Source organism: Streptomyces sp. GS7 (genome assembly GCF_009834125.1).
In the GTDB taxonomy this organism is placed as follows: Bacteria; Actinomycetota; Actinomycetes; order Streptomycetales; family Streptomycetaceae; genus Streptomyces.
Genome location: NZ_CP047146.1, coordinates 7,829,873 through 7,853,840 on the forward strand (window position 1 = coordinate 7,829,873; position 23,968 = coordinate 7,853,840).

Here is a 23,968-nt window from a genome sequence, read left to right on the forward strand (position 1 = left end):
GCTCCTCACGCTGCTGCGCACTGGTTGGCGTATCAGCGGACGGTGGGCGGCCCGAGCGGGGCGATCTCCCGCTCGAAGAACTCCGAGAACTCCTCGCCCTTGCGGTACAGAGACTCGAATTCGGTGACCGTCGTCGCGATCTGCTCGGGATCGATAAACCGGCGCGCGCCTGCACCCTTCAGTTCCTCATCGTAGATCACGGCGTACATCACCGAATTCCCGAGGACGACCACCTCGGGCAGCGGCCCATCGCGCTCCAGGTCGGCGATCTCCCGGGCGTCCAGTACCCGGATCTCCTCGCCCAGCTCCGACCGGAGCCGGAAGGAGTTCATCTCCCACTGGAGGTATGGAGTCACGGGGAATTCGACGATACGAAGCCTCCGGAACGCCAGGCCGCGTCGAGCGGCGTCCTCGAAGTACGCGGCAACGGAAGCCCGCTCGGCTTCGATCAAACGCAACGCGCCCGCCCAGTCTCCGGAGGCGAATGCGTCCCAGCTCGGCGAGCCCTGCTCCTTGAACGTCTGGCCGCGCTCGACCTTGGCAAGAAGATGGATGTCGCTCTCGTAGAACCGACCGAAGTCATCGAGGTAGTCCGGCCTCTTGAGGACCTCGCCGGCGCCGGCGCGGAAGCACTCAAACACTGGGAATGTCCGTCTTCGCCGCGATGAGCATACTGCGGGGGATGACCACGAGGCGTTCGTCCGGGCTGATTGAGACTCCGTCCGGCAGGCGGGTGCCGAGGGAGGTGGTGAGATCACGTCCGACCACGGCGATGTCGCCGTTCTCCAGCTCCCAGATGTCTGGGCATTCAGGGCCGGAGTTGGTCACGCCCAACTCCAGAGCCGATTTGCCCAGACGCCTCTTGAAGTTCGTTCCCGGGTCCGCTTCCCAGGGCCTGCTCATGATGCCACCCCTCTGCCGCCTTGTTACTTCAACGTAGCAGTGACAGGCCATCAAGTGCCTTACATAGTAGGGGGTTTGGCCTGATCGAGTGAAGGCCGCGAGGTCGTGCGGCTAGTCCGTTTCTTCTGGATCATGTCGCTGACCAGATGAAGATGGGTGCGAAGTGGAGTGCGGTGAAGCAGATGGCGGTGGTTTTTCGTAGCGGGTGGCCAGATCACGCCATAGCTTCATGCGGTTGATGTAGCGCTCCGCGGTGTTGCCCTGCTTGTCGGCGTCGCGGTCGAAGGCGGGCGGTCTGCCTCCGGCCCGCCCGCGGCGCGCTTGCCGTGGGCTGTCTGGTCCGCGGGCTGCGGGATCGCCGCCCGGATGCGCCGCCGCAGGTGCTCGCGAAAGGCACGCGAGGAGTGCGCCTTGTCCGCCAGGACCATGTCTGGCGCAGTACCAGTACCGGACCGTCCGATCGGCCGCGGAATCCGCAGGCGGGCCATGACCTGCATGAAGGCGGGCGCGTCCCCGGCCTGTCCTGGGGTGAGGTGGAATGCCAAGGGCCGACAGCGGCTGTCGCTGGTGGCGGACCCCGACTCGGACAAGCGCACCCGCGGCCTGGTCAGCTTCATCCCGCCCGGCACCCCCGCACCGACCGCCGTCACACAGGAACCGAGCACGGACGACGTCTACCTACCGCCCCGCTGGACCACCAACCCCGCCGCCCTCCGTCAACTCGTCTGCACAGCCGCTGGCGCCGTCGCCTTCGGGATTCGAACCCGAGACCTACGCATTACGAGGGGGTGCGGGATCGTCTTGTGTGGTGCTGGCTGATGCCGCAGAATCCCGTTTCCCCAGGTCAAGAGCCTGCGTCCCTCGACACAGGTACCGCCCAATCCACCCTGTGCCACCCCGTCCGCTCACGCATCGCTCACGCAGCAGGCCGCTGTTCCGGCAACTTCGCGAAGAAGCACGCCACCTAGCGATAGGAATCACGGACCAGCTCGTCGGCTTCGCCTCGGGTTATCGCACCCCGGCCGAAGCCAACACCATGCCAACCCACCCGACCCCGGCACCGAAGGAGCCCGCGTTAGCCATGGATTCGTCCTCATCTGATCAGCCGAGGTCTTGGCGGAGGCGGCTGAGATAGGCATCGATCTGCGCCAGCCCCGGCCAGTCGCTCCCCCGCAGATGGAAGGTTTCCGACCGGAGGCGGTCACCGACCTCCAGTGCCTGAGGGAGGTTTTCCACTGCTGCATACAGGCCCATGAGTCGTGCGAGGGTATCCAGGTGACGATTGACAGCGTCCTCGTCGTCGGGAGCAGGCGTGATCTCCGCGACGTGATCGAAGGCCCGGATGGCGGCGCTCGCTTCACCAAGTTCCATCCGGCACTGCGCAGCGTAGTACCAGCACAGCTGTGCTTGCTCGTCATCGTCGCCGTAGCGGTTGGTATATTCCTGGGCGAGTGGCTCGAACAAGGCGAGGGCCTCGCGGTGGCTTCCGGCCAGGAACTTCACTTGGGCGAGGCTGAACTGCATACCCTCCCTGAGCTCTGGATCCGTGGCTCTCGCGATGGCCTCGTCCAAAGCATCGGCGGCCTGGGTGAACTGGCCCTCCTGAGCCAGCCGAGCTGCCCGGCCCGAAATCGCGTCCGCTTCCTGCTCGGTCAGTCCGGCAGCGGCGCCTGACTGCGCCGCTGCCGGCGGGACTTCCAGTGGCGAGGGAACCACCACGGTGGGTGTGTAGAAGGCAGCGACGCCGGTGCCGCGCGCCCGACCGCCGAAGGGGCGCAGGAACGGCAGCCGGGGGTCGAGGACACCGTCGCCAGTCGCGGCAAGCCTGCCGGCGGTGGCATGGATGAAGGGCAGGAGAGCGTCGTAGACCTCCATCGCGCCCATGCGCTGCTCGGATTCCTTGGTGAGCATCACCAACAGCAGCTTCTCGATGTCGGCCGGCACATCCGGGCGCAGGGAGCGGATGGGAGGGGGCAGGGTGTGGACGTGGTGCCACATGTAGGAGCGGCTGTCGTCGGGGGTGAAGGGTGGCTTTCCGGTCAAGAGTTCATGGAGCACACAGGCGAGGGCGTATACGTCGGCGGCAGGGCCGACGGCGTTGGCCAGGCTTTGCTCGGGTGACATGTAGGGCGGGGTGCCGACGGTCATGCCGACCTGGGTGAGTCGGGGCAGGGTGCCGACTCCGCGCAGGGCGGCGACGCCGAAGTCGAGGACCTTCACTACCCCTCCGGGGGTGATCATCAGGTTGGAGGGTTTGACGTCGCGGTGGACGACGTCGTGGTGGTGCACGGTGTCGAGGACGGAGGCGATCTGGGCGCCGACGGCCGCTGCCCAAGAGACGGAGACGGTCTCGTTTTCGTAGTCGGTTTCGTCGATGAAGGTCTGCAACTCGCGACCCTGCAGGAGCTGCATGACGACGAACAGGCGTCCGCTGGCCTCATCAGTACCCGTGTCGTAGACAGCGGGAACACCAAGGTGTTCGATGCCGGCGGTGGTCTGGACCTCGCGAAAGAAGCGGGCTCGGCGGGTCTGCAGGGTCTCCTGGAAGGCCGCGCCCTGGAATCCGGGCGGAACCGGGCTTTCGGCCAGCATCATCTTCACTGCGACCCGGCGGTCCAGGCGTTCGTCGTACGCCTGCCAGACCTCGCCCATGCCACCCGCGCCGATAGGCGTGTACAGCCGGTACCGGCCCGCGATGATGCGGGCTGGTACTCCAGAGTCGGAGGTCGGCGTGCCGTGCACCATGCGCGGTGCCTCTCTGCATGGGCGGAGCGCAACCACCCCGCCGGGCCAGTTATATGACGTACTGTCGGGCAAAGGCTACGCGGTCGGTGGCTCCGCCCGATGGCTTCCGGTGGACTTGAGTTCGGCGGCTCGCTGTTCAGTCGCCCGGCGCTCAGCTTCGCGCCGGACCGGGCGACGGATGAGCTGGTACGCCTGTTGGGTCGCGACCTGTTTGAAAAGACGGTTGACGTTGGTGTCGTCGAAGTAGCGGACCATGAGGGCATCGTTGGAGGCTGCCTGGTCGATGACGATCCGGTCGAGGTCCTTCTCCAGTTCCCCGCCGAAGACGTCCTGGTCCTGGTGCAGTGCGATGGCCCGCAGTTCCGGGTCTTCGCTGACGGCGACCACGAGCTGACCGAGCAGGATCTGGTCGGTGGTGGACATCCCTGTTCCGTATTCCTCGTTGACGGACTGGATCACCTCGGCCAGCGACATCTCCTCCGCTTCCGCCACTACGCCGCCCGCTTCGGGCACCAAGCCCGGCAGCACCTGCGCCCCGGCTGCCTCCAGGTGCAGTTCAGGGGTGCCAGTCTGCGTGATGCGCATGTGGCTCGGGACCGCGGCACCTATGTCTGCACCGGCGCTGTGCACGGGCGCGGGCAGGCGGCGCAGCAGGAAGCGCCCGTACTGGTAGAGGCGTTCCAGTTCGAGGTTCTCGAAGCCGATGACGTGGGAGAGCCAGCCGTACGCCTTGGTGTAGGAGTCCAGGGCACGGCGGAACTCGGCAGCGGTGTCGGGTTCGGTGGCGTTGAGGGCGTTGAAGCGGTCCAGGGCTGGCTGGAGGTAGCCGTAGAGCCGCGCGTGTGCCTTCATGACGGCGGTATCGGTCGCCGTTCCGCCCTGGAAGGCGGCGAAGTACGCGGTGACGAAGGCATCCATCTCCGCTTCCACCAGGAGCTGGTAGGCCATGACCTCGCGTTCGCGGTCGAACAGCAGGTTGGGGTCGGTGGGCTCGCTGACCGATGCCTCGTAGTATTGCTGGAAAGCCTGCTCGATGTCCTCGGGCCGGTTGGCGAAGTCGAGGATGAACAGGTCCTCAGTGGTCTTGAGCCGGTGGGTGCGGTTGAGCCGGGAAAGAGTCTGCACCGCGGCCAGCTTCACGAGGATCTTGTCCACGTACATGGTGGTGAGCAGCGGCTGGTCGAAGCCGGTCTGGTACTTCTCGGCGACGACGAGGATGCGATGTTCGGGCTTCGGCACGGAAGGCGGGTTCGGGTCGTCCGCGCGGGTGTAGCCGAAACGCGCCGGCAGTTCGCGTTCGGGAAAGCCGTTGAGCTTGGCTTCGGTGTACTCGATCCCGTCGAGGGTCAGTGCACCGGAGAACGCGACCAGGGTGCCGCAGTCGGTGAAGCCCCGCTGGTCGATGTAGGCCCGCATGGCCTGGTACAGCCGTACGGCGTGGTCACGGCCGGAGGTAACCACCATCGCCTTGGCCCGGCCGCCGAGGCGCGGGCTTGAGTGCGAGCGGAAGTGGTCGACGATGATCTTCGCGCGGGAGGCCATCGACGCCTCCGACATCAGCGCGGCCCTCACCAGCTTCGAGCGGGCCTTACGCGGGTCCACCTGCTGCTCCGCCTCGTCGGCAGCGGCTTCCTGGAGCCTGAAGTAGGTGGCGTAGGTGATGTAGTTGCCGAGCACGTCCAGGATGAAGCCCTCCTCGATGGCCTGCCGCATCGAGTAGACGTGGAACGGTCCCTTCTCCTGCTCCCCCGAGCTGGGATTGGCGTAAGCGGTGCCGAAGAGGTCGATCGTCTTCGCCTTGGGGGTGGCCGTGAACGCGAAGAAGGACAGGTTCGGCTGCTTGCCGCGCGCCAGGGCTGCGGCCGTCAGCGGGTCGCCGTCCTCGTCCACCGCGTCCGAGCCGAGACGTCCCAGCGCCTTCTTCAGTGCCGCCGCGCTCTCACCGCCCTGCGAGGAGTGCGCCTCGTCGATAATCACTGCGTAGCGCTGCCCGCCCAGCCCCGCGACCTTGTCCAGGACGAACGGGAACTTCTGCACCGTGGTGATCACGATCCGGGCCGTCGGCCCGGTCAGCGCATCCGCGAGCTGCTGAGAATTCTCGTCGATCCGCACGACCACGCCGGCCTTGTGGTCGAACTGGTAGATGGTGTCCTGGAGCTGCTTGTCCAGTACCCGCCGGTCGGTGATGACGATGACCTTGTCGAAGACCAGCTTGTTCGCCCCCAGACCAGAGGCGAGCGCGGCGGGCGCGATCTGCCCCGGGTCGTGGGAGGTGTGCAGGCTGGACAGGTGGTGCGCGAGCCAGGCGATGGTGTTGGACTTGCCCGAGCCGGCGGAGTGCTGGATCAGGTAGTTCTCCCCCGCGCCGTGTCGGGCGGCGTGCGAGATGAGCTTGCGTACCGCGTCCCACTGATGGAAACGGGGGAAGATCAACGGCTGCGTGTGCGCGCTACCCGGCTTGTGCGACGGCGCCCGGCCGGCCTTCGCAGCGGCGTCCTCTACATGCAGGAACCGCTGCAGCAGCTCCAGCCAGTTGTCCCGGGCCCACACCTCGCCGAAGAGGTATGAGGTGGGGTACTTCCCATCAGTCGACGCCGGCTCGTTGCCCGCGCCGCCGACCTCGCCAGGACCACCGGAACCGGTGTTGAAGGGGAGGAAGCGGGTGGCATCGGCGGCCAGGCGGGTCGTCAGGAATGCCAGCGTCGGATCGACCGCGAAGTGGACCAGACTGCGCTTTGCGAAGAACGGTTCCTTCGGGTCGCGGTCGCGTCGGTACTGCCGCTTGGCGTCCTCGACGGTCTGGCCGGTCAGCCCATTCTTCAACTCCACGGAGGCAACGGGGAGTCCGTTGAGAAGGAACGCCATGTCGAGGCTGTCGGCCGGGCGCGAGGCCGAGTAGTGGAACTGGCGCACGAAGGTGAGCCGGTTAGCGTCGTACTCGACCAAGGCATCGGCAGCGAGAGTGTGCGCGGGACGGAAGTACGCAAGCTGAACCTTCACGTTGCGGTCATTCACGCCCCGACGCAGCACGTCTAGCAGCCCTCGAGAGTCGATCTCCCGCGCCACCCGCTTGGCGAACCGCCCGATGGCCTGCTCTTCGTCCTCGTCGTAGGCAGCCTGGAGCGCCAGCCATGCGCCCTTCTGCGACGCACGCAGAAACTCGCGCAGCTCGGAGGTGTCGATACCGAGAGCGCGGTCATAGGTGTCCGACAGCCCGCGCTGCCAGCCGCTGCACAACAGCGCCGCTTCCACGGCATTCTCGAATGCCTTCTCGGTGTACACGCGGGCGTCATTCATCTGAATCCCCCTCAGAGATCGCGGTCGTGCGCGGGGCGGGCGGTCGTGACGTCGAGCTGGCCGGTGACGGCTGCGGTGATCAGCGCCTGCCGGCGCTCGGCGAGCAATTTCGAAGACCGTTCAATGGCAGCCCTGGCGTCCTCGATACTCCGTTCCTCCTCTGCAAGATCAATCGCAAGTCGCGCTTGTTGTTCGACGGGCACAGAAGGGACACGGATACCCTTAATATCCTCCGATCTCAGCTTGATTGTCTGACCCGATTGCCCTCGCATCAGCAGGGACATAAACCCCCTCACTGGACGGCTGCGCAACATCAAAGAAAGGAAATCGGGGTTCCATCCACGGTCTACGCGAACACGGTAAAGGAGGTCACTAAGAAGGAGATTGCGCCCCTCCGTGCGAGCTACGGTTGACACCCCCACATGTTCCGCCGATCCGCTTCCCCGCGTCATCAGGAGATCGCCGTCCACGATTCGGTAGCGCACATCGGGTTGCAGGCTATGGGGGAGCTTCTTGTGCTCCAGAGGACGGAAGACGCCCGTGCTCACGGCGCTCGTCTTCAGAACTGCCCACTCATCTGCCTCGGCCAGCGCATCTTCGCACTGCGGGCTCCATCCTTGTTCGACGGAGCGGATCACCCTCCGAAGAGGAATGATGCCGTGGGATGAGATCATATCCTCGACCCTGGCAGCCAGCCGTGCCGCCCATAGCTCTTTGAGTATGTCGAGTTGACGTTCGCGGGCGTTGAGGAGCGCGTCAATCCAGGTGATTTCGGTGTCGAGGAAGTCAGCAATGCGGCGCTGCTCAACCACGGAAGGCAGCTTTACTGGAAGCACTCGCAAAAAGTCATTGTCGATTTCCACTTGGCCTGGACGCACACCTCGAGACAGCGATGCAAATTCGGTTGCATAGATGTCTGAACGGAGAAGCCAGTTCAGGAAGCGCTCTTCTTCTTGATGGCTCGGGCGAAAGCAGATGTAGTGCCCAGAGACGATGCCACGATACGGGGAAATCCCAACCGACCCTTGCCAAGCCTTCATGCGATTGACAACGAGCCATCCTGGATCGACCAGCTGGTAAATATTGCGGTCGGGTGCCGCTTTATTGAAATTATCACCCCTTCCAGCTCGCTTCACCACCCCGTACTCTCGGTATACACTGAGCAATTCCTCATTCGGATGCCCCAAGTCTTTGACTCGGTCGAACATCGCCCACAGGGGAACTGTTCGCCAGTCCGAGGGCCAGGCAACCGAGGAAAGAACCGACCGATCAGTCCGCATCGGATTCACCCCGCCACCTTCCCGAGCAGCTCCTGGATCTCGGCCTCCAACGACTTCAGCTCCGCACTGATCTCCGGCAGCGGCCTCGGCGGCGCGTAGACGTAGAAGTGGCGGGTGAAGGGGATCTCATACCCCAGCTTGAACCGCTCCATCTCCTTCGTCTTCGGGTTGCGAGTCTCTGCGATCCAGGCATCCGCGACGTGCGGCAGGATCTCGCGAGTGAAGTACTCGTCGATGTCCTCGCCGAGTGGGACGTTCTCGTTGTCGCGCAGATCGGGGTCAGGCTCGGGTTTGCCCTTGATGAACTGGACCTCCCCGTCCGGGTCGGCCACGCCCACCGCGTCGCGCATGACCTTCTGGAACGGTGCACCAGACGGCCACAACACGCCCCCGGCCACCATCGCCGTCCGCAGGGCATCCCATGCCTCCGCCTTCGTCGACCACCGCGATCCGAGCAGCGGTTTGAGCGCGGTGAGCAGCGATTCGACCGCCGCGTCGCCCCCAACCGTCTTCTTCACCGCGGCCGATGCGCCGAGCTGGGCGAGACTGTCCTCGGCCAGTTCGAAGCGGAGCTTGAGCGGCCGGTCTACTGTGATGCGCTGGTAGCCGAAGTCGTGGTTGGCGAAGACCTTCACCCGCCCGTGGTCCTGATGGGTCTCGTCGCCGGCGATGGTGAGCGCGTCGCGGTAGAGCGCGCAGATGCGTCCGATCTGGGCCCGGGTGATCTTTTTGCGCTTTTCACCGAGGCCCTTGGGCATCTTGGTCCACTGGTCGCGGGCATCGAGCAGGATCACGCGGCCCTTGCGGTCGGCGGGCTTGCGGTTCGTGACGATCCAGAAGTACGTGGAGATGCCGGTGTTGTAGAAGAGCTGGTCCGGGAGGGCGACGATCGCCTCCAGATAGTCGTGCTCGATGATCCACCTTCGGATTTCCGACTCTCCGGCCCCCGCACCGCCGGTGAACAGCGGGGAGCCGTTGAAGACGACGGCCAGCCGGGTGCCACCGACCTCGTCGCCCGCCTCGTCCTTCTTCAGTGGCTGCATCTTGCTCATCATGTGCTGCAGGAACAGCAACGAGCCGTCATTGATCCGGGGCAGGCCAGCACCGAAGCGGCCGTCGTACCCTCGGTCCTCGTGCTCCTGGCGGACGATCTTCTCAACCTTCTTCCATTCCACGCCGAAGGGCGGGTTGGCAAGCATGTAGTTGAAAGTCTCGCCGTCATGTCCGTCCTGGCTGAAGGAGTTGCCGAAGCGGATGTTCTTGGCGGTGTGGCCCTTCAGCAGCATGTCGGAGCGGCAGATCGCATACGACTCGGCGTTCAGCTCCTGCCCGAACAGGTTGACGCGCACTCGCGGGTTCAGCTTGCGGATGTGCTCCTCAGCTGCCGAGAGCATGCCGCCCGTGCCGCAGGCCGGGTCGAGGATATTGACGACCTGGCCCTCTCCGTTCAGGCGATCGTCGTCCGGGGCGAGCAGCAGCTCGACCATCAGCTCGATGACCTCCCGCGGGGTGAAGTGCTCACCGGCCGTCTCGTTGGAGGCGTCGGCGAACTTGCGGATCAGCTCCTCGAACACGTAACCCATGTCGTGGTTGTCCACGGCCTCGAAGCTCAGATCCAGGCCGGCGAACTTCCGCACCACCTGATAGAGCAGGTCGGCGTTGTCCAGGCGGTCGATCTGGAGGTGGAACTCGTAGCGGTTGATGATCTCGGTGGCCTCCGACGAGAACCCCCGGATGTAGTCCTTGAGGTTCTTCGCCACGTTGGCCGCGTCGCTGCTGATCGTGTCGAAGGTCTGCTCGGAGAGGTTGTAGAACTTGAGCTTGGAGGCTGCCAGCAGCAGTCCATCCTTGTTCTCTCCCGTGTAGGAGGCCGCCCGGTCCCAGACTGCCTGGCGGGTCGGGGCCATGACGCAGTCCAGCCTGCGCAGCACCGTCAGCGGCAGGATGACCTTGCCGTACTCCGAGCGCTTGTAGTCACCGCGCAGCAGGTCGGCCACCGACCAGATGAAGTCGGCCAGTTCCTGGTTCTTGCTCAAAGCGTCCTGTCCTCTCGCCCCACTGCGGCGTATCCGTCGGTCGTCGTGCTTTGGTGTTCAGCGTTGCCGCCGTCACGGTTCGGCGGCGGATCGAGTGCGCCGCCGGTGAGACCGTCACGTGCGAGCCGCGCAGCCCGGTCGCCCAGCCTGGCGAGTTCGGCAAGTTCGCGCTCGAACGCACCCAACGAGCGAAAGGCGTCGCCATAGCGGTGCTGTCGCTCAACGTCCATGCGGGGTAGACGCGCCGCCTGCAGGTCCGCTCGGAACGTACCCGAGGAGGACGTGCTACGGCGGGCATTCGCCGCGCTACCGGCGAATCCGCGCACATAGTCGGGGTCCAACTGGTCGCTGACGGAGATGAGCTCATCACCGTCCAGGCTGACCAGGCCGGCGGCCAGCAGGTCGCTCACAGCCACTGGGACGCCATCGTCCAGACCGTCGGCCTGGCCACGTGGCGGCAGCTCGGGAAGCAGCGCCCGCATGCGGCTCAGGCGCGTGTCAAGATCTTCGCGCAGCTTGGCATACTCCACCGCGTAGTCGGGTTCCGGCTCACGTACGTAGCGGCTGGGCGTGAGGTCCACCTCGTCGTCGAGCAGATCGATCAGCGGCACCTCCGCCTCTTGGTGCGACTGAGGCTCCCACGGTCCGTCGGGGCTATTGGCGCTGAGATCCACCATGCGTACGGTCCCCGTTGCCCGCCCAGGGGCGGGGGGGCGGCTCAGCAGCCACAGGTGTAGAGGAAGTGCGTGGCTGGCAGCGAGGCCCTGCGGTAGAGCTACCACTGCGGCGACGCCACCGCGTCGCACCAACTCCGCCCGGATTCTGCGACCGGAGCGGCGATGGGCGACCGATGCTGGCAGGACCACCACAGCTCGCCCGCCAGGTGCCGTGTGGTAGTAGCAATGCTGAAGCCAGGCGAGTTCGCTCTCCCCGCGTGAGGGCACACCCGCCCCCCAGCGCGCATCGATGAGCAGCTGCTCCCGGCCCCAGTCGGCAACGGCGGTCGGCGGCTCGCACACGACCAGGTCCGCCCGGAGATCGGGGAACGCGTCAGCCCGCAACGAGTCGCCCGCCACGACCTGAACCGGCGCCGCCGTCCCGGTGGCGGCCAAGGCCGCGCGCACCTGAGCCACGCGCGTCGCGTCTACGTGTGTGTCCTGTCCCAGCCTGCACTGGACCGCACCGCCGCCCACCGCAACGAGAAGCGAGCCGATGCCGCATGCGGGGTCGAAGACGGTGCCAGAGGTTTCACCAGCGAATTCCCGGACAGCGCGAGCCAGCCGCGGTGTCGAGGCCCCGTCCAACGCAGCGCGCGCAGTGGACTCCAGCAGACGGCCACAGAGTCCGTCCATCACTTCCGTGGGCGTCCGCTGCGCGACCAGCCCGTCGACCGCCCCGCGTGCAGCCCGGTCGGTCAACTCACCGCGGCCGCCGAGGAGATAGTCCCCAACCGCAGCCAGCGCAATGGCCATGTTCTCGCCGTAGGTGCCACGCAGTGCCTGCCAGAGCCGAACCTCCCCGCTGACCTCGCGGCCTTCTCGCTGATCCTGCAGCCACTGCTGCACCTGGGCAAGTGAGAACAGTGGACTTACCGAGGTACCGCCGACGGGCGAGGGGAAGTCCGAACGGCGCCTGCGCCAGTTGGAAACCGCAGCGCGCGTCACTCCCGCCAACCGTGCGATCTCCGCAGCGGTCACCGCGGCACCAGGCGCCTCGTTTTCTGTGGCCATGGCACGACCGTACACTAGAGTCAGCATCGCCCCAAGTTACATCACGTTGACATCGTCAACCGAGTAATGGGAGCTTGTCGTCAAGCGCCCGGCAATGCGGACGCCCACGCCACACACGCCCAAGTCGCTTCCAGCCCGCTGGGGGTCGAGTGAGGGGAATCGATCATGGCCACTGATCACCAGCACGACGAAGAGGACAGCCGCGAGAGCATCGACAGTCTCTGCCGTGACTGGGAGCGCCTGGTCTTTCGGCTGCGCAGAACTGGTGACGAGGTCCGTGCCCTCCACGCGCGCATGACGCCGTGGCACGGGTCAGAACCGCGACGCGCGGCCGACTGGGAATGGATCATGAAAGCGTTCGCGCGAGAAGCCGCAACCGCCAACAGAAGCAACTTCGAGAGCTTGATCTTCCGAACCACAGAACTGCACCACCGTGGTACCGAGATCCTCAATCCGGACCGCGGACCCCAGCCCATCCCGTCACCGTTTGTGCGACGGATGCCCGAAGATCAGGCCAAGACCGAAGCTGAGCGCTACGAACGCCAGGGTCGACATGTGCTCGCCTACCAAGAACACATCCGTCACTGCCTCGACCATTTCGTCACCGCTTGGACGGCACTCATCGACGGCTGCTCGATCTGTGACTGGGAGATGATCGACGACGAATTCCCCAAGCTCGCCGAGTTGACCACAGAAGCCCAACGAGCCTTCGACATCTGGGTATCGCTCGACCGATAGCTGCACATCACCAGGCAGGGGGGTGAGGACGGCGCGACCCGAAGCGTCCACGTTGGCCGAGAGTAGCGAGAAGCCCCAGACAAGGCACGATGCACAGGGTATCCACCGGAATACCTGCAGGCCGTGAAGACCTTCCTGAGCGCGGGGAGGAACAGCACTGCTCCTGTAAGCGGATCTGTGGACTGCCTGCCGGAGCGCCTGGGGCTCTGCGCTAATCAGATCGCCAATATGGCGGGTAGCGGGTGATCCGTTGTAGCTGCGTGGTTCGCCGACCACGTCCCAGATGCAACCGTTCCATTCGACGCGCGCCGGCGACGCAGGCTCGGAGGAGCCGCGGCCATGGGCGGGGTCGGGAAGAGGTCGACGGGGCCGGTGACCTGAGATCGCCCCAGATCAACTTGATGAAGGTGCGAGGGTGTTGAGATAGATGCTGGAGTGGCCGCCCTTCTCGGTGCGGCAGTGGGAGGTCTCCTCGGCGCGGGCGGGACCATCGGCGCGGCTGCGCTGACCGGACCAACTCAAGGGCGCAGCCAGCACTCACAGTGGCGACGCCAGGGGCGGCGCGAGGTTTACAGCCGGTTCCTTGAGGCCATTACGGCTGTGGCACCGTAGACGGGAGCTGCGACCAGGCTGAACGGCATCGACGCGCTCGTATCACGACCGAAAGGCCCCGTCACGGGCCAGTCGTAACGGACTAGATTCAGCACATCCGCAGCATTCACGAGCCATGCTCGTCGATGAGCTACATAGGCCCCGTCCTGCACTACCCCCTCGGCGAAGGCACCCGACTCTGTCGCCTGGCAACGCCTGCAACAAATCAACGAGCATCTGAAACGCAGGAGCGGGGCGGCTGTGCGGCCATCCTGAAATCCGCGCGCACACGGTCCCAGCGGCTGAGCAGGGATGGTAACTGACAGCCACGCATGGTCTCCGCCGACGTACCGTGCACCGCACACATCACCAATGGCAGGGAGCTTGGGGGCGCGCGGTGACCGAACTGAAGATCCCGGAGATCTACTGGGACGACGAGAGCGCCATACACCTGCTGGTCGAGTACTTCACCAGCCGACGCTCGACCGGCGATCTGTTCTACTCCGGCGCGCACTTCGAGCGCCTGGGCGGGGGCGGTGACGCCAAGCACGTCGCCGACCGCTTCGACACCAACGACTTGGTGGCCATCACCATGCTCAGCGTTTCCCTTGAGCCGCACGGAGCGATCAACTTGCTGACCGATCCCGACGGGCACTGGGCACGACTGCTGTCGCTCATCCCTCGCGACGCCCGCTTGGAGGATCCTGGAAGCGATGCCCTCATAGCAGAGGGCGGGCCCGCATGGGAGTTGTGGGAACGCCTGGCTGACAAGAAACACTCGAACAAGCCCGACGGCAGCGGCCCGGTCATCGCAGGCAAGCTACTGGCCCGCAAGCGTCCCCACCTGATCCCGATCTACGACATCCGCATAAAACAGCTCTTCCAACGGCCGAAGAACGATCACTCCTTCTGGGCCGCGCTGGCAGCGGCCCTCCGGGCGGACAACGGCACCTTCTACGACCAGCTGGTCCATCTTCGTAACAAGGCAGGTATCGGCGAGGACATAGGCGTCCTGCGCATATTCGACGTCATCGCCTGGATGCACCAAGGCGGGTAGAGTCAGGCGGCAGCGACCTGAGTGCCATGGCCACGCGCATTGGGCTCCTCTCTGGTCGACGCAGATCCTCTGTTTGCCGGCGACGGCGGCTGGACTGCTTGCCCGCAGGGCAGAGCGACACCGCAGCGTGGCGAGACCGCGTCCCGGCCGAAACGCCGGTCCAGCCCTTGAATGCGGGCTCCTGCCAAGGACTCCAAGCTGCAGCCAAGCGCCGACTGCCTACCGTTTCAACCGATAACTACGACGCCGTTGTCCACCCGCCCTGCCTGCCGACCTGAGAACTGCTTTCCGACTTCAGCTTCGCCATCGCAGGCGCAAGGTGTTTTCTCCAGGAATTCCACCATTCAGTTGATTCCGAGATGCGCCGAGAATCAATATATATCACGTCTCGCGAGATAGAGCCGCGCTGCGGATCATGCTCGATATCGCCCGCCCGAACCAAGACCTGGTATGCATCTGGCCAACTAGCAGGATTATCCAAGTCTATACGAAGATCATCAACGATCCTGCGCAATACCGCCTGACTCGACAAGACGCGCTCAATGGACCTTGTACCCGTTCCGTGAGCACCCGCAATACTGACGATAAAGTGACCCGACCCCCTATCTTCGTCCACGAGTACGTTAGGAATCTTAGTCATTAGGAGGTAATCGGTCCTAAGGAAGTCGTCAGTCCAAAGATCTGGATAGTAGCGATTCCCCGGCCCCTGGATGCTCCAGTTAGGCCGAGCTGTCGGCTCACCTAGCCCCAGCACCCAACGCTTGGCCCTCGCCTTTATCTGCTCGCTATCAAGGTTCCAGCTAAATGGCAGATGGGACGCCAGCCCTGCCTTAAAGAGGCAATCTGGACGATTGGACGCCTCCACGTACCCGAAGATGAGACGAGAGAGCCCCTCGGAGGTAGGGCTCCCAAGCAGAATTTGGCTGTCGCTTATACGTTCCCATACCTCCGGCACCACCTTCGCTTTGCGACGTTGCTCACCGCTCAGCACTGCATGCAGGGCTGTTGCATTGTCCGGATGGATCGCGTCGCCCGAGGAGAATAGCGGGTGCGCAGATTGCTGCTTGTATCCAGTCTCACGTAGCTGCAAGGTTCCGATAGTCAACGCTTCTCTTGACCCCGCCACGAATTTAACATCGCTTCGCAACTTTTTAAGTCGGGCGTATGTGGGCCTACTTATAACCAGCGCGCCACCTAGCGTTGTCGCGGCATATGCAGCTGCTTGTAGATCTTCAAACATCATGATGCGCTCGCAAATACAAGCAATGCAAGAAGAAGCTCTTGGGAGTGTCAGTTGGCACACCGGCCAACGACACACACGCTGCTCACCAAGAGTGAACAACCCCATTTTCCTTTAGTGCCTCTTCCATCATGCGCCGGTCAGGCTGCCGGCAGCAAACCAGGAACCCCACTTCGGAGATGGGGTACTGGCTCTAGCTAATGGGCCAACCAGCAGCACCCGAGCGCCCGCCCCCAAGGAAGGACGCGGGCACTGGCAAGTCATCTCCTACGCCGTGCTGGTCGGCCCCGTTTCTCCCCGGTACCCGTCCCGGCGGACCTTCGCGTGCGCCGGGAGCAGGCTCAGTGACGCGGCCTCGATGAGCACCTCGGTTTTCGTATTGTGGCTGGTTGGGGGCTCGAACCTGCGGCCACCCCATGCGTCAGGTTCTGCGTCTCGGTGAACCGGAAAACATCGACGACTCCGCTATCACCTGCGGTGATCGTCCGATTCGGGCATGATCCCGCGTCCTAGCCAGCCCGCGACCGACACCGTTCCTGCCCGATTAGGTCGTGTGCGATCCGGGGCGCAGTGCGGTCTGCATCACTGTTCGGCAGCGGTCCCATGAGGCGGGGACGAGGTGGCCGTAGACGTCGACGGTGGTTTTGATCGATTTGTGCCCCAGCCAGCGGGAGACCTCGTGGATAGGGATGCCGTGGGCGAGGGCGGTGGAGGCGAAGAAGTGGCGCAGGCCGTGCGGGGTGTACTTCGCGTTCCCGTCCGGCTTGACGATGCCCGCGGCCTTGAGTGCCTTCCTGAAGTGGTAGGCGTAGGTGTTCGCCGTGGGCATGATGCCCTTGCCCCGGTCGCGCGGCGCGAACAGCACCTCCATACCGGCCGTCGGCACCGTTCCCCACTCCCACAGGTGCGCGTCGATCTCCTCGGCGAGGAAGGCGGGCAGGGGAACGTCCCGGTACTCCCCCTCGGCTCGGTGCTTGAGCGGGATGAAGCGGGTCTTGCAGTCGTCGCGGTGCGCCTTCGCGCTGACCTGCCGGCGCACGCGCAGGAAGTCGGAGCGGACACAGTCGGTGGTGAATGCCAGGGTCTCGCTGATGCGCAGGCCCGCCCCGGCCTGCAGGTACACGGTCAGGCGGTACTGGGGTGAGATCTGCTTGGCGATGAGATCGACCTCGTACAGGGTGGGGATCTCGTCCTCGTCGACCGCGTGCGTCGCGCTACGGGGCAGTTTGATGCCCTCAGTGGGGTCATCCGCCCTTCTCTTCTCTTTGATCGCGGTCTGGAAGAGGCTGGTGACCATCTTCATGCGATCGCACACCGTACTCGAGGCGAGGTTCTTCCCCAGCGCAGCGACGAAAGCCTCGACGTCCTTGCTCTCCACCCCCGCGATCGTCTTGCCACCCAGGCGAGGGAGTAGATGGATCCGCAGGAAGCTCTCGTAGTTGCGGTAGGTGGAGTCGCTGATGACCTGGCGCTCCAGCCACTCCGCGGCGTAGGCGCGCAGGGTGACCTCACCGCGTTTGGGGTCGAGGTAGAGGCCCTCGTACTTGTCGTGTTGCAGCCTGTCGGCGAAAGCGTCGGCTTGGGACTTCTTTTCGAAGCTCGGCTGCCGTTCAGCGCCGGCCGGTTCGCGGTAGCGGACCGTCCACGGATGTCCGCACCGGGGCTTTGTGCACGGGTAGTTGACGTTGCGTTTGTCGCTCTTGCACCTCTGGTAGACGGTGGCCATCGCGCCTGACTCCTTGCTCGCTCGCTTCGGGTACCCGGTCTCACCCGTAGTGCTCCTCCAGGTAGTTGGCGATGTCGCGCTCGCGGAACCGCAGGAGACGCCCGACCTTCTGGGGTTTGATCCCCCAGGCGCGGTACTTGTTCCTGACAGTGACCTCACTGACCCTCAGCCACGCCGCGACCTCTTCCACGGTCAGCAGCCGGTTGCTCCCACCTCGCGTCATGCGCCCACCGCCCCGTCCGGATCCATGGTGATCTCCCTTGTGCTCGGGTCTTGGGCCAGCGGTGCATGGCGCGGTGGCGGCCCGGCTACCGCACCGGGCATGGACGATGGACGCTCCATCTCGGCCATGGCGTCAAGCCCGCGATCTTGCGGGGTGAAGTCGCGCGGGAGGGGGGCGGTCATCACTCGCCTCGCCCCATGGGTGCCGCTGGTAGTCGGGATCGCGAAGGTAGAGGTAGGGGTGGGCGTCCGTGCATGGCTCGGTCGGCTGGTGCAGATCTCGAGGGATGGAGGTACGAGGTGGCTTGGCTGGCAAGGGGTAGGGCTGAGCGGCGGACATCGGCAGGTGGCGCCCGGGAGTGGGTCGGATCCGTCTGGTGCTGACGTGAAGTAATAGGGAAACCGGCGGCCGGAATTGTCATCGCCATCACGGATGTTCGGCATACGACGACGCGGGGAGAACGCGGCCGCCGTCCCAGGCAGACCTGTTCATGCGGCCGTGTTGCCGCAGCTCATGCAGATGAGAGTCGCCAACGAGCCACCGCCCTGTTCGCCGGATGTGCGGTGGAGCAGAATTTTCTTTGTTCGATACCGAATGGCGTAGCGGCAGCAGCTACGTTGCGGCACAGAGCTCCGACCACATCTCGCGCAGCACACCCTGTCCGCGACGGATCCGCAGCCGAGCACGGCCTGATCCAGCCGACAGACCGTCAGCCACATCCAGCTCCGATCCAGCGGCGGTTCGGATAACCAGGGATGACGACAGGTGACGAGACGTCAGCCCATCCAGCACGGATCCAGCACCGGGCACGACAACGGGGCCGACCCCGGATGGGACCGACCCCGCCTGACCTGCACATTTGCCAGATCGCTACATCAACGCTATGGCGCCGCTCAGACGTTGAACCGAAACTCCACCACGTCCCCGTCCTGCATCACGTACTCCTTGCCCTCCATGCGGGCCTTGCCGGCGGCGCGGGCCTCGGCCACGGAGCCGGTTTCGACGAGGTCGGCGAAGGAGATGACCTCGGCCTTGATGAAGCCCTTCTGGAAGTCGGTGTGGATGACACCGGCGGCCTCGGGGGCGGTGGCGCCCTTCTTGATGGTCCAGGCGCGGGTTTCCTTGGGGCCGGCCGTCAGGTACGTCTGCAGGCCAAGGGTGTCGAAGCCGACGTGGGCGAGGGTGGCCAGGCCGGGCTCGTTCTGGCCGACGGACTGGAGGAGTTCGAGGGCCTCGTCGTCGTCGAGCTCGGCGAGGTCGGCCTCCAGCTTGGCGTTGAGGAAGATGGCCTCGGCGGGGGCGACCAGGGCGCGCTGCTCGTTCTTGAAGTCCTCGTCGGAGAGCTCTTCCTCGTCGACGTTGAAGACGTAGAGGAAGGGCTTGGTGGTGAGGAGGTGGAGGTCGTGCAGCAGCTCGGTCTTCTCCGTGCCCTGGACGTAGCCGGCGGCGAAGAGGGTGCGGCCCTCCTCCAGGATGGCCTTGGCCTCCTCGACGGCCTTGACCTTCGGGGCGACGTCCTTCTTGATGCGCGACTCCTTCTGGAGGCGCGGCAGCACCTTCTCGATGGTCTGGAGGTCGGCGAGGATCAGCTCGGTGTTGATGGTCTCGATGTCGTTCTTGGGCGAGACCTTGCCGTCGACGTGGACGACGTTCTCGTCCTTGAAGGCGCGGATGACCTGGCAGATCGCGTCGGACTCGCGGATGTTCGCGAGGAACTTGTTGCCCAGCCCCTCGCCCTCGGAGGCGCCGCGGACGATGCCCGCGATGTCGACGAAGTCGACCGTGGCGGGGAGGATCTTCTGGGAGGAGAAGATCTCCGCCAGCTTGGTCAGGCGGGGGTCGGGGACGCCGACCACGCCGACGTTCGGCTCGATGGTGGCGAACGGGTAGTTGGCCGCCAGCACGTCGTTCTTGGTCAGGGCGTTGAACATGGTCGACTTGCCGACATTCGGCAGACCGACGATTCCGATCGTGAGCGACACGGTGGCGACTTCCCGGGGCGTGGAGGTGGGTGACGGGCGGCCGGCTCCGGGGGCCCGGCCGGTCGGGACCGAGCGGGGCCGGGGCGGCCGATCCCCCAGTCTACTGGGCCCGGCGCACCTGGCCGGGGGGACCGGGCGAGGCCCCCGTGAGGGCGCACGGCATCGAACGAAGCCCCCAAGACAGGTCAAAGTGCGTGTCCTGCGACCTATTAATCCCACTTAGCGGCCTACCGTTGCCGAGTGGAGCAACACGAAGCGCACACGACCCCTTACAGCCCTCCGCTGAGCGGCGGTCCGGCGACGGGCCAGGATGCCCGGCTCCCGCGCCCTGCCGAGGCGGTGGTCCCCGATCCCGACGACGACTTCCTCTCCGCGATGCGGGCCTCCGGGTACGCGTCGGTCCCCTCGGGCACCACGGTCACGGCTCGTGGTTACGCGCCGACGGTCGACGAGTACCGCAACCCGGTCCGCCCGTCGCCGCTGCCCGAGCCGGTAGGCCCGTCCACCACGGACGGCGACGAGACCGCGACCGTCTACCAGGCCCGGCCGCAGCGGCCCGCCCCCGCCCCGGTCACCGGCCTGCTGGGCCGGATGCCGGCCGCCAAGCTCACCGGACTCGGCTGCGGACTGCTGGCCACGCTCGCGCTGCTGTCGTTCGCGTACCTGGACCAGCTGCTCTTCCACGGGACGCAGACCGCGTACGGGGTGTTCTTCCTGCTGGTGAGCGTGTGCGCGGGGGCGTGGGTGCGGCCGTACGACCTGGTCGCCGCGCCGGTGGCGCTGCCGATCGCGTTCACGGCCGGCGCGCTGCCGATCCAGCACGGCCCGGCGGGGTTCCCCGGGCTGCTGATGGGCATCTTCACCGTCCTCGCGCTGAACGCGGGCTGGCTCTACGCGGGCACGCTGGCCTGCGGGCTGGTGGTGCTCGTCCGCAGGGCGCGGCTCAGCGCCCGGCGTCGGGCCAGCCGACCGGTGACGCGACAGCGGACCGGGCAGCGGCCGGACGGCCCGCGGCAGGACGAGCCGTCGCCGCGGAAACGGCCGGGGAACCGCCCCTCTCAGGTGGCCCGCCAGCCCGAGCGGCATGCGCCGCCATCGCGGCACCCACGATCCCCGCGTTGTTCTGAAGCTGCGCCGGTACGATCTCGGCCCTGATCCCCTCGATCAGCGGCAGGAACTTCTCCGCCTTGCGGCTCACCCCGCCGCCGATCACGAACAGTCCGGGCGAGAACAGCGCCTCCACATGCGCGAGGTACTTCTGGACCCGGTGCGCCCACTGCTGCCAGCTCAGCTCCTCGTCCTCCTTGACCTTGCCGGAGGCGCGCTTCTCGGCGTCGTGGCCGTGGAGTTCCAGGTGGCCGAGTTCGGTGTTGGGGACCAGGCGGCCGTCGGTGAAGACGGCGCTGCCGATGCCGGTGCCGAACGTGAGGACGATGACCGTGCCGCCCCGACCGCGGCCGGCGCCGAACTGCATCTCGGCCAGGCCCGCCGCGTCCGCGTCGTTGAGGAGCGTGACCGGACTGCCGCCGGCCTCGCCGCCGAGCCGCTCGGTGAGCAGCGCGGCGGCGTCCATGTCGATCCAGCCCTTGTCGACGTTGGCGGCCGTACGGGTCGTGCCGCCGGTGACCACGCCGGGGAAGGTGGCACCGACCGGGCCCGACCAGCCGAAGTGGTCCACGACCTGCTTGACGCAGTCCGCGACCCCCTCGGGGGTGGCCGGATGCGGGGTCAGGACCTTGTAGCGCTCGTCCGCCAGGTCGCCGCGCTCCAGATCCACCGGGGCGCCCTTGATGCCCGTTCCGCCGATGTCCACACCGAAGACCCTCATGGGAAAAGGCTAGGCGCGGAGCGGGCGGACCGCCCCCGGGATGGCCGAAGCGGCCGGCGGTCAGTCCTCGGCCGCCGCCCTGGCCTCGGCGCGCAGGTCGCGGCGGAGCTCCTTGGGGAGCGAGAAGGCGATGGACTCCTCGGCGGCGGTGACGGTCTCGACGTCGTCGTACCCGCGGGCGGCGAGCCATTCGAGGACGCCCTCGACCAGGATCTCCGGGACCGAGGCTCCGGAGGTGACACCGACCGTGCGCACGTCCGCGAGCCAGCTCTCGTCGATCTCCTCGGCGTAGTCGACCAGGTGGGCGTCGCGGGCGCCGGCGCCGAGCGCGACCTCGACCAGGCGGACCGAGTTCGAGGAGTTCTTGGAGCCGACGACGATGACCAGGTCGGCCTCGGCGCCCATCTGCTTGACCGCGGTCTGGCGGTTCTGGGTGGCGTAGCAGATGTCGTCGCTGGGCGGCGAGAGGAGGTTGGGGTAGCGGCCCTTGAGGGCGTCGACGGTCTCCATGGTCTCGTCGACGGAGAGCGTGGTCTGGGAGAGCCAGACGACCTTGTCGGGGTCGCGGACCTCGACGTTGGCCACGTCCTCGGGGCCGTCGACCAGGGTGATGTGCTCGGGCGCCTCGCCGCTCGTCCCGATGACCTCTTCGTGGCCCTCGTGGCCGATCAGGAGGATGTCGTAGTCCTCCTTGGCGAACCGGACGGCTTCCTTGTGGACCTTGGTGACCAGCGGGCAGGTCGCGTCGATGGTGGCGAGCTTGCCGCGCCTGGCCTCTTCGTGGACGACGGGGGCGACGCCGTGCGCGGAGAAGATGACGATGTTGCCCTCGGGCACCTCCTCCGTCTCGTCGACGAAGATGGCGCCCTTCTTCTCCAGGGTCTTGACGACGTACTTGTTGTGGACGATCTCGTGGCGTACGTAGACGGGCGCGCCGTACTGCTCCAGGGCCTTCTCGACGGCGATCACGGCGCGGTCCACGCCCGCGCAGTATCCGCGGGGCGCGGCGAGGAGGACCTTGCGGGTGTGCTGCGGGCCGGGAGTTGCAGTCATGCGTCCCATCGTAAGGCCGTGCCCGGGGGCGGCCGATCCCGTGGTTGCCGCAGACTGTCGACGTGCGGACGAAGGAGGCGGGATGGCGGACACGGTCGGCGTGACCACGGACGACGAGGCGCCCGGCGGCGCCGGATCGCTGCACCGGACGCTGTCGTTCCGGGACCTGGTGGTCTACGGGCTGCTGTTCATCGCCCCGATGGCGCCGGTCGGGATCTTCGGCACCCTCCAGGCCACGTCGCACGGTGCGATCACGGCGGTGTACGTGGTCGCGACGGTCGCGATGGCGTTCACGGCGTATTCGTACGCCCAGATGGTGCGGGTCGCCCCGAAGGCCGGGTCGGTCTACGCGTACGCGCGGGCCGGCCTGGGCGAGGGCGCGGGGTTCGTCGCCGGGTGGATGGCGATGCTGGACTACCTGCTGATCCCGGCGGTGGCGTATCTGTTCTCCGGGATCGCGCTGCACGCGCTGGTGCCGCAGGTGCACCAGTGGGTGTGGACGGCGGTCGCGGTGGTGGTCACGACACTGCTGAACCTGTGGGGGGTGCGGACCGCGGCGGCGGTCGGGTTCGCGGTGCTGGCGATGGAGATCGCGGTGCTGGTGGTCTTCGTGGTCGCGGCGGGGTGGGCGCTGGTGGCGCACGGGGCGCAGCGCGGCTGGGCGGTGCCGCTGACCGGGGAGGGCGGGTTCTCGCTGGACGCGTTGCTGGCGGCGGTGTCGGTGGCGGTGCTGTCCTATCTGGGCTTCGACGCGATCGCGTCGTTCGCGGAGGAGGCTTCCGGCGGTTCGCGGCGGGTGGCGCGGGCCGTGGTGACGTGCCTGGTGGTGGCCGGGGTGCTGTTCGCCGTGCAGACGTATCTGGCGGCACTGCTGGCCCCGATGAGCGCCGCGGAGCTGGCCGCGAAACCGGGTGAGCAGGGGGCCGCCTTCTATACGACGGTGGACTCGACGGTGGGCGGCTGGCTGCACGATCTGGTGGCGGTGAGCAAGGCGATCGGGGCGGCGTTCGCGGCGCTGGCCGGGCAGGCGGCGGCCGGCCGGCTGCTGTTCGCGATGGCCCGGGACCGACGGCTGCCGGGGGCGATGGCCAAGGTGGACGCGGGCAGCGGGGTGCCGCGCCGGGCGCTGCTGGGGGCGGCGCTGGTGACGCTGGTGGCGGCGGTCTGGGCGGCCACCCGGGACGACGGGCTGGACCGGCTGTCGTCGATCGTGAACGTCGGTGCGCTGACCGCGTTCGCGCTGCTGCACGCGTCGGTCATCGGGTGGTTCCGCATCCGCGGGCGGGAGGGGGCGTCCGGCGTACTGCGGCACGTGGTGGTGCCGCTGGCGGGGCTGGCGGTGGTGGTCGCGGTGATCGTCGAGGCGTCGGGGACCGCGCAGGCCGTGGGCACGGTGTGGCTGGCGGCCGGGCTCGGGGTGCTGGCGGTGCAGTACGCGCGCCGGCCGCGGGCGGGCGCGACGAAGGGCTGACGCCGGGGTCCGCTGCCGGGGCGGCCGCTGCCGGGCCGGTCCCGCAGCGCCGCCGGGCCGGCACTGTC

Annotated in this window: 15 protein-coding genes and 1 pseudogene; 4 read left to right on the top strand and 12 right to left on the bottom strand. The window is 66.4% G+C overall.

Features of this window, described 5'->3' with window-relative positions; translation table 11 throughout:
• Positions 1–32: 32 nt before the first annotated feature.
• The 7 genes from GR130_RS33950 to GR130_RS33985 all read right to left on the bottom strand — a co-directional run bounded on the left by GR130_RS33950 (position 33) and on the right by GR130_RS33985 (position 11,991).
• Positions 33–641 carry a DUF6879 family protein gene (locus GR130_RS33950; protein WP_159508253.1) on the bottom strand — a complete coding sequence of 203 codons (609 nt, stop codon included), beginning with the start codon at positions 639–641 and terminating at the stop codon, positions 33–35.
• Entirely contained in the window at positions 634–903 is a 270-nt protein-coding gene (locus tag GR130_RS33955) for a hypothetical protein (protein ID WP_159508254.1), read from the bottom strand. Before GR130_RS33955 ends, GR130_RS33950 begins: the two co-directional genes overlap by 8 nt.
• A 1,101-nt stretch (positions 904–2,004) precedes the next feature.
• On the bottom strand, positions 2,005–3,648 hold the full coding sequence (locus tag GR130_RS33965) for a protein kinase domain-containing protein (protein WP_159508256.1): 1,644 nt from the start codon (positions 3,646–3,648) through the stop codon (positions 2,005–2,007).
• A gap of 75 nt (positions 3,649–3,723) precedes the next feature.
• Positions 3,724–6,945: a type I restriction endonuclease subunit R gene (locus GR130_RS33970; RefSeq protein ID WP_159508257.1), complete on the bottom strand. Its 3,222-nt coding sequence runs from the start codon at positions 6,943–6,945 to the stop codon at positions 3,724–3,726.
• An 11-nt stretch (positions 6,946–6,956) separates the two neighbouring features.
• Positions 6,957–8,225 carry a restriction endonuclease subunit S gene (locus GR130_RS33975; protein ID WP_328707602.1) on the bottom strand — a complete coding sequence of 423 codons (1,269 nt, stop codon included), beginning with the start codon at positions 8,223–8,225 and terminating at the stop codon, positions 6,957–6,959.
• Between the two features lie 5 nt (positions 8,226–8,230).
• Entirely contained in the window at positions 8,231–10,261 is a 2,031-nt protein-coding gene (locus GR130_RS33980; RefSeq protein WP_159508259.1) for a type I restriction-modification system subunit M, read from the bottom strand.
• Positions 10,258–11,991, bottom strand: a complete 1,734-nt coding sequence (locus tag GR130_RS33985) for an N-6 DNA methylase (protein WP_236573781.1) — start codon at positions 11,989–11,991, stop codon at positions 10,258–10,260. The genes GR130_RS33980 and GR130_RS33985 overlap by 4 nt, the downstream gene beginning before the upstream one ends.
• 165 nt (positions 11,992–12,156) lie before the next feature.
• Here GR130_RS33985 and GR130_RS33990 point away from each other — a divergent pair, with 165 nt between their 5' ends.
• On the top strand, positions 12,157–12,729 hold the full coding sequence (locus tag GR130_RS33990; RefSeq protein WP_159508260.1) for a hypothetical protein: 573 nt from the start codon (positions 12,157–12,159) through the stop codon (positions 12,727–12,729).
• Between the two features lie 988 nt (positions 12,730–13,717).
• Positions 13,718–14,377 (top strand): DUF6308 family protein, encoded by a 660-nt coding sequence (locus GR130_RS33995; protein ID WP_159508261.1) that lies wholly within the window; start codon positions 13,718–13,720, stop codon positions 14,375–14,377.
• A 1,784-nt stretch (positions 14,378–16,161) separates the two neighbouring features.
• On the opposite strand, the gene GR130_RS34000 is transcribed toward GR130_RS33995, so the two are convergent.
• The 3 genes from GR130_RS34000 to ychF form a co-directional block, all read right to left on the bottom strand.
• Positions 16,162–17,343 (bottom strand): tyrosine-type recombinase/integrase, encoded by a 1,182-nt coding sequence (locus GR130_RS34000; RefSeq protein ID WP_159508262.1) that lies wholly within the window; start codon positions 17,341–17,343, stop codon positions 16,162–16,164.
• Between the two features lie 40 nt (positions 17,344–17,383).
• Positions 17,384–17,566, bottom strand: coding sequence for a helix-turn-helix domain-containing protein (locus tag GR130_RS34005; RefSeq protein WP_038521543.1), 183 nt, complete (start codon positions 17,564–17,566; stop codon positions 17,384–17,386).
• A gap of 893 nt (positions 17,567–18,459) precedes the next feature.
• On the bottom strand, positions 18,460–19,548 hold the full coding sequence (gene ychF / locus GR130_RS34010) for a redox-regulated ATPase YchF (RefSeq protein ID WP_159508263.1): 1,089 nt from the start codon (positions 19,546–19,548) through the stop codon (positions 18,460–18,462).
• A 591-nt stretch (positions 19,549–20,139) separates the two neighbouring features.
• Here ychF and GR130_RS41710 point away from each other — a divergent pair.
• Positions 20,140–20,430, top strand: a pseudogene (locus GR130_RS41710) (DUF6542 domain-containing protein); the annotation flags it as partial.
• Positions 20,431–20,491: 61 nt separating this feature from the next.
• Here the strand turns inward: GR130_RS41710 and ppgK are convergent.
• Together ppgK and GR130_RS34025 are read right to left on the bottom strand one after the other, a co-directional pair.
• Positions 20,492–21,376, bottom strand: a complete 885-nt coding sequence (ppgK, locus tag GR130_RS34020) for a polyphosphate--glucose phosphotransferase (RefSeq protein WP_159508264.1) — start codon at positions 21,374–21,376, stop codon at positions 20,492–20,494.
• Between the two features lie 60 nt (positions 21,377–21,436).
• Positions 21,437–22,429 (bottom strand): 4-hydroxy-3-methylbut-2-enyl diphosphate reductase, encoded by a 993-nt coding sequence (locus tag GR130_RS34025; RefSeq protein WP_159508265.1) that lies wholly within the window; start codon positions 22,427–22,429, stop codon positions 21,437–21,439.
• Between the two features lie 82 nt (positions 22,430–22,511).
• Between GR130_RS34025 and GR130_RS34030 the strand changes: the two genes are divergently transcribed.
• A complete protein-coding gene (locus GR130_RS34030) occupies positions 22,512–23,900 on the top strand; it encodes an APC family permease (protein WP_159508266.1) in 1,389 nt (462 codons plus the stop codon).
• The last annotated feature ends 68 nt before the right edge of the window (positions 23,901–23,968 follow it).

Bases quoted from the DNA above. Each gene is read 5' to 3' on its own strand.
- GR130_RS33965 (WP_159508256.1), bottom strand. From the start codon at position 3,648: ATGGTGCACGGCACGCCGACCTCCGACTCTGGAGTACCAGCCCGCATC.
- GR130_RS33990 (WP_159508260.1), top strand. From the start codon at position 12,157: ATGGCCACTGATCACCAGCACGACGAAGAGGACAGCCGCGAGAGCATC.
- GR130_RS33985 (WP_236573781.1), bottom strand. From the start codon at position 11,991: ATGGCCACAGAAAACGAGGCGCCTGGTGCCGCGGTGACCGCTGCGGAG.
- GR130_RS34030 (WP_159508266.1), top strand. From the start codon at position 22,512: ATGGCGGACACGGTCGGCGTGACCACGGACGACGAGGCGCCCGGCGGC.
- GR130_RS34005 (WP_038521543.1), bottom strand. From the start codon at position 17,566: ATGACGCGAGGTGGGAGCAACCGGCTGCTGACCGTGGAAGAGGTCGCG.
- GR130_RS34000 (WP_159508262.1), bottom strand. From the start codon at position 17,343: ATGGCCACCGTCTACCAGAGGTGCAAGAGCGACAAACGCAACGTCAAC.
- GR130_RS33975 (WP_328707602.1), bottom strand. From the start codon at position 8,225: ATGCGGACTGATCGGTCGGTTCTTTCCTCGGTTGCCTGGCCCTCGGAC.
- GR130_RS33955 (WP_159508254.1), bottom strand. From the start codon at position 903: ATGAGCAGGCCCTGGGAAGCGGACCCGGGAACGAACTTCAAGAGGCGT.
- GR130_RS34025 (WP_159508265.1), bottom strand. From the start codon at position 22,429: ATGACTGCAACTCCCGGCCCGCAGCACACCCGCAAGGTCCTCCTCGCC.
- ppgK (WP_159508264.1), bottom strand. From the start codon at position 21,376: ATGAGGGTCTTCGGTGTGGACATCGGCGGAACGGGCATCAAGGGCGCC.
- GR130_RS33970 (WP_159508257.1), bottom strand. From the start codon at position 6,945: ATGAATGACGCCCGCGTGTACACCGAGAAGGCATTCGAGAATGCCGTG.